The following is an 8068-nucleotide window of genomic DNA, read 5'->3' as shown; positions in this document are numbered from 1 at the left end:
GACTACAACGTTGATAGGCAAGATGTGGAAGTGGTGTGAGCCATTAAGCTAACTTGTACTAATTACCCGTGAGGCTTAACCATACAACGCCAAACGCGTTTTATGTGATAGTGAAACAAGCTAAGAAGTTAATATGACTAAAGTAGATATTACTGAAAAGACTTAAAAAATATTATCAGATATTTTCCAAATTCAGTTAATTTGTAGCGATACGAATTAACGCCCAAATTTGCTTGGTGACAATAGCGTTTTGGACCCACCTGATTCCATGCCGAACTCAGTAGTGAAACGAAACAGCGCCGATGATAGTGTAGCATTTGCTATGTGAAAGTAGGACATTACCAGGCTTCAAATTGTAGAAAGCCCGAATCTAACGATTCGGGCTTTTTTACGTCTGTAGAAAAGTGAAATGCGCGCAATTAACACACACTCACATCAACACCTAGCTCGTAGGGCGGGCGAGTGCAGCGACTCCCGACGCTGATATACTGCGTAGCGTACCGACTTTATATTGTAGAGCGTCTGAATCTAATGATTCGGGCTTTTTTACGTCTGCAAAAAAGTGATTTAGGGATTCCTCTAGAGCGAAGGACTTCTTAGTAAATCATTTATATCGATCAGCAATAATATTTAATCAATTTGAGGGATTAAATCTGACGCTAACTGCGTTAAAAATCTCATATATGAAACAACTGAATAACGAATTCTTGCCCTTCTTTTATCGACTCCGCTTAGTTATTGCTCTAATCTCAATTTATGATCTGTTCAATTATGTAGTTTATAAAATGTGACAGAGCTCGTTTAGATAAAAATAGAATAATAAGGGTTTAATAATGAGTGAAATTGATAATCATCCACATGGCATTTTTTGTTGGTCAGAACTTTGTACGCATAATTGGAAAGATGGTAAGGCGTTTTATACATCATTATTTGATTGGGGGTATGACGATCAACCTATTGGGGAGGACATATATTACACCATGCTACAAAAGCAAGGTGGTGATATAGCCGCTATGTATGAAATGCCTAAAGAGCAAATTAGTGAAGGGATCCCAAGTCATTGGTTGGCTTACATTGCCGTCGACAATGTTGATGATTGTGCGCTAAAAGCTAAAGAACTAGGTGCTGAAGTTATTGCCGGTCCTCATGATGTTATGAATGCAGGACGAATGTTGATGCTAAAAGATCCTGTAGGTGCCACTGTTGCACTATGGCAAGGCAATGAGCATAAAGGTTGTAAGTACTTAGGTGAATTAAACACGCCTTATTGGCATGAGTTAGCAACCAGAAATAGTAAAGTAAGTAGAGATTTTTACTGTGCTTTACTAGGCTGGGAAAGTGAAATAAAGCCAATGGAAGGTATGAACTACACTTTATTTTTGGTTGATGGACAGCCAATTGCCGGTATGCTTGAGATGACAAGCGACTGGCCTGAAGATATTCCTGCTCATTGGATGATTTATTTTGCAGTAGAGAGCTGCGATACGGCAGTAAATAAAGCCGCTAGCTTAGGTGGACAAGTATGTGTTCCTGCAACAGATATCCCCGATGTTGGTCGTTTTAGTGTTATATGCGATCCTCAAGGTGGTGTATTTTCGGTGATCGAATCTGTTATAGATGACGTTTAAACAGTTACATTAGCTTTAGCGTTAATTTACTCGCTAGTTTGTTATAATACTCGCCAATTAAATCGTCAGAAAGTGCAGAGAACGCAATGGAATTTGAACAAAATAGCAATTTAACCCTTCCTTTATTTCTATTAGATGAATCATTAAGTAATAGAGATTTAGAGCAGCCTGATTTTGAAATATCAATTGGACTTGATGATGAGTTACTTGCTCAAATTTGCCAAAATCCAAGTGAAGATAGTAGTGTAGCTATTACCGTTAGCGGTTATGAGTTGCTTATAACTGATTCTCTGTATTTAAGTATATTAGAGCAAGAGCATGATGCGCAGATAACATTAACGCATGGGCCTCTTTTAAGTATTGTTTTGAATACTGAAGGTCAAAAAACATTCGTTTCCCCTCAAATGGATATGATGCCTACCTTCGATTTAGGTGACGAGGACGAATGAAAAAAATAATAATAAGTACATTTGTATTAATTATCCTTAGTGGTTGTGCTTACTTAGGTAATGCTCATTACGATGATTTATTTGGCCCTGAACAAGCGCAAGAACGTATCGTTCCACATTCTACCCTTGCTGGAGCTGATTTTTTACAAAACGTAAAACCAGTACTCGATACCCGCTGCGTCGTTTGCCATGGTTGTTACGATGCACCTTGCCAGCTTAAGCTCTCATCCCCTGAAGGTATTGATCGAGGTTTGAGTAAAGAGCTCGTTTACGATGGAACTCGTTTATTGGCAACGACCCCAAGCCGTTTATTGTTTGATGCAACCAATACACAGCAATGGCGAGAAAAAAACTTTACGCCAGTGCTAAATGAGCGCGTACAAAGTGAAGAAGCAAACTTAGCGGGAAGTGTTTTATTTAATAGTTTAGTGTTAAAGCAAAGCTATGAACTGCCAGCTAATGAAGTGCTAGATGATGAATTTGATTTTTCATTAGGGCGTTCGCAAACCTGTGCAACAATGGGGGAGTTTGACCGATTAGCTGACGAGCAACCTCATGGCGGTATGCCTTATGGTTTACCTGGGGTTTCGCGCGAAGAGTTTAATCATTTACAGAACTGGCTTAAAAATGGCGGTAAAATGTCACATATTGAGCCACCAAGTAAGTATGATCAGAATAAAATAAAGGGCTGGGAAGCATTTTTAAATCAAGATAACTTAAAGTATCAGTTATCAGCACGTTATATTTATGAACATTGGTTTTTAGCACATATTTATTTTACGTCAGAGAACCCACAAAGCTTTTTTAAACTAGTTCGCTCAAGTACGCCTCCTGGTGAGGAAATAAAGTTAATTAATACGCGTCGTCCATACGATGACCCTAAAGTTAGCCGTGTTTATTATCGTTTTATGCAAGAGCGTACAACCATACTTTCTAAAACGCATTTACCACTTGAGCTTAATGAAACTAAATTACTGCGTTTGTACGAGCAGTTTATTGCGCCAGATTATACAGTTACGCAAATGCCGAGTTATGAGCCTAAGTCAGCATCTAACCCATTTAAAACTTTTGAAGTTATTCCTATTAATTCTAAATATCAATTTATGCTTGATGAAGCAGAGTTAATTATTATGGGCTTTATAAAAGGGCCTGTTTGTCGTGGTCAGATTGCTTTAAATGTTATAAATGATCACTTTTGGGTGGCATTTGCTGATCCTGATAAGGTTGCGACTCCTGCTGTAGGGGAAATGCTAATGCAACATGAAGAAGCTCTAGAACTTCCTGCCGCAGAGGAAAGTAATGCGTTACCTATTTCTAGCTGGGTTAAATATTCAGTTCGTGAGAAAAAATATTTACAGGCAAAAGTTGAGCTTGCAAACGAAATGTTCAAAGGTGGCGAGCATCTTACAACTGACTTGCTTTGGAAAGGTGATGGGCATAATAAAAATGCTGCACTGACTATTTTCCGCCATTTTGATAGTGCAACTGTTGTTAAAGGTTTTATTGGTCAAGAGCCTAAAACCACGTGGATACTTGATTATGCGTTATTTGAACGTATTCATTATTTGCTTGTGGCAGGCTTTGATGTATACGGAAATATAGGCCATCAATTGGTTACACGTTTATATATGGATTTTTTACGTTTAGAGGGAGAGCAAAACTTTTTAGCTCTATTACCTGAGCACAAGCGTAATCAAATTAAAAAGCAGTGGTATCGTAATTCACCACCTGACTTATCTAAGTTCTTTAAAAGTAACCGAGAATTTAGCCAGCCCAGTGGTATTAACTATGAAACTGATGATCCACAGCATGAACTATATACCTTGATGAAAGAAGCCTTAGCGTCAGTTTTAAGTGAAAAATACAACTACACTGAAGTGGCAAAGCCGTTAAATGTAATAAGTGAAATGCCAGCAAAAGCGGTTAACTTATTACCTCAGCTTTCTTTTATACTTGTAAAGCAAGAAGATAATAGCCATAAGGGCTACACTATTATTCATCATAATGCGCACTACAATATATCTAGTTTATTAAACGAAGATGGCCAACGTGCTTATGATGAAGATACTGCGACTATTGTTCCTGGGTTTATCGGAGATTATCCAGCAGCTATTTGGTATTTAAATAACGAGCAGCAAGTAAATGCTTTTGCCGAGCAATTGCCTATGATGCAAATAGAAGCTGATTATGGTGCATTGAAATCTAAGTTTGGTATACGACGTACTCATCCACAGTTTTGGCAATACAGCGATATATTGCACGATACAGCTAAAAAATATCGTGGGATAGAATATGGAATGTTCGACTATAACCGTTTAGAAAATAGATAGTTAAATAGTTTTATTTTATTAGCCCAACTTTTTAGTTGGGCTTTTTTATTTAATAATCATTATTTAAGCTGCTTATTAGTTCTAAAAAATTGAGCTACACTTAAAACAAAAACAGGGCTTAGTATGTTTAAAGTTGTCGCGAATATCCGTACTCGTTACCGATGGGCATTAATAGCAATAGCACTATTAATAAGCACATCAGCATCACTTATGCAGTATTATTTTTCGGTGCAAAAATATGACGCAAAAATAATAAATATGGCTGGTAAGCAGAGAATGCTTTCTCAAAAAATAGCTTGGCATAGTAATGAGTTATTATTATCGGCAACAAATATTTCTGAGCATACTAAAGCGTTAAAGACATCAGTCGTATCATTCAAAAAAACTCATAATTACTTACTTTCAAAAAATGCTAATGGAGAGTATCAGTACCTTACACCTAAGCTTATTAAGCTATATACGTTAGCTCCTCATAAACTAGATTCCCAAGTTGCAACATATATCCAGCAAGCGGAAAATTTGCTTTATCAACAAGGCCAAGTAGATAAGCGTATATTCTCTGTAACTGAGGTTGAAGAGCTATTAAAGCAACTAGATCATGCAGTGAATTTATTTGAAGAGCAAGCTGTCCAAAAATTGAACTGGGTATCTAACCTTGAATTATTATTTTGGCTTATGGCGATGTTTTTACTACTTGTAGAGTTAAGGTTTGTATTTATGCCAATGGAAAAAGAAATAGGTAACGCATTGTCTAAATACCAAAAGCAAAAAGAGTTCGCTCAACAAGTGAGTCAAAATAAAGAGCATTTTATTGCCAGAGCAAGTCACGAATTTAGAACTCCTTTACAGGGTCTTATTACGTCTATTGAGGAGTTAAAGGTTTCTGATACGCAGCAAAGCGTTAAAACCCAAGCTAATTACTGTGCACTTAGGTTAATAGCCATATTAGATGAACTGCAGGACTTGCAAGCTTTAAGTACAGGTAAGTGGGTACCGCAATTTAAAAATGAAAACCTTCTAGAGTCGTGTAATAAAGTACTAATGGCTTACGAGCATGCTTGTCAGCAAAAAGGCCTAAAACTAGTTAGTTGTTTAGATGAATCATTAAATTGTGTATGTAAATTGGATCATCAACGTTTGCAGCATACGCTTACAGAATTAATCAGTAACGCTATTAAGTTTACGACAGAGGGTGAAATTACTGTCTCTGCAAAGCTTTTTAATAATGAACTTTGTGTCACTGTAAGTGATACTGGTTGTGGTTTTTCGAAAGAGATTACTGATCTTGAATTTGACTCATTTAAACAAACAAACCATTTTCAAGGATTAAGAACAGGTCTCACTCGGGTTCAGTATGTTGTAAAGGCGTTGCACGGTGAAATTACCTTCAAAAATAATGAAGCCCATGGGGCGCTGGTATCTTTGCACTTACCAATAATTGCCAGTAAAGCTCTCCCAAACCCTCGTAAAATAAATGACAAACTAAAGTGTTTAGTCGTTGAAGATAATCCATTAAATACTATATTACTGACCCGCATACTTAGCTTATTAGGTTTAAGCTATGATTGCGCTGAAAACGGCAAAGTCGCGTGCGATATGGTGAGTGAAAATCAATACGATATTGTTTTTATGGACTTAAATATGCCAGTAATGGATGGGTTTGAGGCGATTAAAAAAATACGCTCTGATCTTAATAAAGTAATGCCAATTATTGTTATAACAGCAAATACTTCACAAAATGATATAGAGCGAGTTTATGAATATGGAGCTAACCTCCATATTCATAAGCCAATAAGCCAGCAAGCAATTAAAGACGCATTAAATAGTATTAGCGTTGCTAGGGCGTGTTGATCTTTGGTAGTTGAATTTGCAGCAGACTGTTTGGTTTTTAGGCAAGGCAGAGCCTATGTAGTGTGGTTATTCCCCATAAATAGGCGATAACGCAGCATAAATACCAAACATGCGCTGCCCATTGGGTTCTTTCTAGGGACGATTAACTCTTTGTTGCCTACATGGATGTAGGTAAGGGGCGTGAGCAGGACGCGGAAGCTTTACTCGGTTTTTACTTAGCCCACTAGGTTACAAACCTCGCGCCGCGATTTAATCGCCCCTAGATTGAACAAATTTCAATCCACAAAGATCAACACGCCCTAGTGAAATAAATTAATTTTGCAGATAACAAGCTTGCTAAGCTCTTTTAATATGCGTTAACTTGCTGTTTTAAGGTTTATTAGGAAAAGTTAGTGCAGTCAATTACGCTTGAGCAATTTAATGGTTACTTACAAGGGCAAGGCAAAAGTCGTTACGACATATGCAACCTAGATTGGCAAGTGAATCTAGGAGAACATTGGCTGCTTCTAGGTGCTAATGGAGCCGGTAAATCTGCACTGACAGCTGCGTTAGTTGGTGAAGCTAAGTGCGAAAGTGGTAAGCGTATAAGTAGTATTAATAAGCTTATGCTCGTGTCTTCAGATTCGCATAAACAGTTACTAGCTCAAGAATTAGAGCATGAAAAGCACTCCCTCGTTAAAGACCTTATTTTTACAGGGCATAGTAATAATGATGAGTTATTAGCGCAGCTAATAGAATTATTTAAATTTAGCTCATTACTAAATAGGCATTTTAGAGACCTTTCAACGGGTGAAACTCGTAAACTCCTACTTATAAAAGCACTCAGCTCCCATAGTGAGTTAGTCGTACTTGACGAGCCATTTGATGGACTCGACGTACAATCTTGCCAGCAACTTAATAAAATACTCATAGAGCTTAGCCACACGATTACTTTTGTTTTTGTGCTAAACCGCTTAGACGAAATGCCTTCATTCATTACTCACTATGGTTATGTAAACCAAGGCTGCTTGTTACATACTTTAGCAAAGCCAAGTAGTGAGCAATTAAGTGACTTACTAAAACTACTTCATTTAGGTCATACTTCATTGGATGTGCCATCTCCTGATACCGAACAAGAGCAAAAGACATTCACTGGTAATACCTTAGTTAAATTGAGTAATGCTAAAGTTAGTTATAGTGACGTAAGCATATTCAAAAATCTCAATTGGACTATAAAAAAGCATCAGCATTGGCAGCTTACTGGAGCGAACGGTTCAGGTAAAACATGCCTATTAAATTTAATAACAGGTGATAACCCACAGTGTTATAACAATGACATTGAAGTGTTCGGTTTTAAACGCGGAACCGGGGAGAGTATTTGGGATATAAAACAGCATATTGGTTTTATATCTAACGCGCTACATATGGATTATCGCGTAAGTATATCGGCTTTAAATACTGTTATATCTGGTTTTTATGACAGCATAGGTTTATATCAAAAGCCGAGCGACGCACAAGTTAATATTGCTCAACAGTGGCTGGCATTTATTGGTTTAAGTGACAAGCAAAACACCTCATTCACCCAGCTTTCGTACGGCGATCAACGTATGCTTTTAATTGTACGAGCTATGGTAAAGCATCCAACGTTACTTATTTTAGATGAACCTTGCTTAGGATTAGATGAAGCAAACAGGCAACGTGTACTGCTACTAATAGAGAAAATTTGTGCTGCTAATACAAGTACTGTGATTTATGTAAATCATCATGCGGCAGACAAAATTAAAGGAATAGAGAATTACTTAAAAATGGAAGACTTTAATTAAAAGCTCAG

At 37.3% G+C, this 8068-nt stretch carries 5 protein-coding genes and 2 rRNA genes; all 7 read left to right on the top strand.

The genetic code is table 11. From position 1 onward, the window contains the following. Window positions 1–83, top strand: a 23S ribosomal RNA gene (locus I6F48_RS09560); the annotation flags it as partial. 149 nt (window positions 84–232) lie between these two features. Next, window positions 233–347: ribosomal RNA gene (gene rrf / locus I6F48_RS09555) — 5S ribosomal RNA — on the top strand. 486 nt (window positions 348–833) lie between these two features. Continuing rightward, the gene (locus I6F48_RS09550) at window positions 834–1628 is read left to right on the top strand and encodes a VOC family protein (protein WP_165728075.1); all 795 of its coding nucleotides are present in this window, start codon (window positions 834–836) and stop codon (window positions 1626–1628) included. Between the two features lie 86 nt (window positions 1629–1714). Beyond that, complete coding sequence (locus tag I6F48_RS09545) at window positions 1715–2077, top strand: hypothetical protein (protein ID WP_165728076.1); 363 nt, start codon at window positions 1715–1717, stop codon at window positions 2075–2077. Next, window positions 2074–4407, top strand: coding sequence for a fatty acid cis/trans isomerase (locus tag I6F48_RS09540; RefSeq protein WP_197119305.1), 2334 nt, complete (start codon window positions 2074–2076; stop codon window positions 4405–4407). Before I6F48_RS09545 ends, I6F48_RS09540 begins: the two co-directional genes overlap by 4 nt. A 123-nt stretch (window positions 4408–4530) precedes the next feature. Then, window positions 4531–6258 carry a response regulator gene (locus tag I6F48_RS09535; protein ID WP_165728078.1) on the top strand — a complete coding sequence of 576 codons (1728 nt, stop codon included), beginning with the start codon at window positions 4531–4533 and terminating at the stop codon, window positions 6256–6258. Between the two features lie 392 nt (window positions 6259–6650). Then, complete coding sequence (locus I6F48_RS09530) at window positions 6651–8060, top strand: ATP-binding cassette domain-containing protein (protein ID WP_197119304.1); 1410 nt, start codon at window positions 6651–6653, stop codon at window positions 8058–8060. Window positions 8061–8068 lie beyond the last annotated feature (8 nt).

This window comes from Pseudoalteromonas sp. SWYJ118 (genome assembly GCF_015864505.1).
GTDB lineage: Bacteria > Pseudomonadota > Gammaproteobacteria > Enterobacterales > Alteromonadaceae > Pseudoalteromonas > Pseudoalteromonas arctica.
This window is presented reverse-complemented; position numbering and strand designations above follow the sequence as displayed.

Bases quoted from the DNA above. Each gene is read 5' to 3' on its own strand.
- I6F48_RS09550 (WP_165728075.1), top strand. From the start codon at position 834: ATGAGTGAAATTGATAATCATCCACATGGCATTTTTTGTTGGTCAGAA.
- I6F48_RS09545 (WP_165728076.1), top strand. From the start codon at position 1,715: ATGGAATTTGAACAAAATAGCAATTTAACCCTTCCTTTATTTCTATTA.
- I6F48_RS09540 (WP_197119305.1), top strand. From the start codon at position 2,074: ATGAAAAAAATAATAATAAGTACATTTGTATTAATTATCCTTAGTGGT.
- I6F48_RS09535 (WP_165728078.1), top strand. From the start codon at position 4,531: ATGTTTAAAGTTGTCGCGAATATCCGTACTCGTTACCGATGGGCATTA.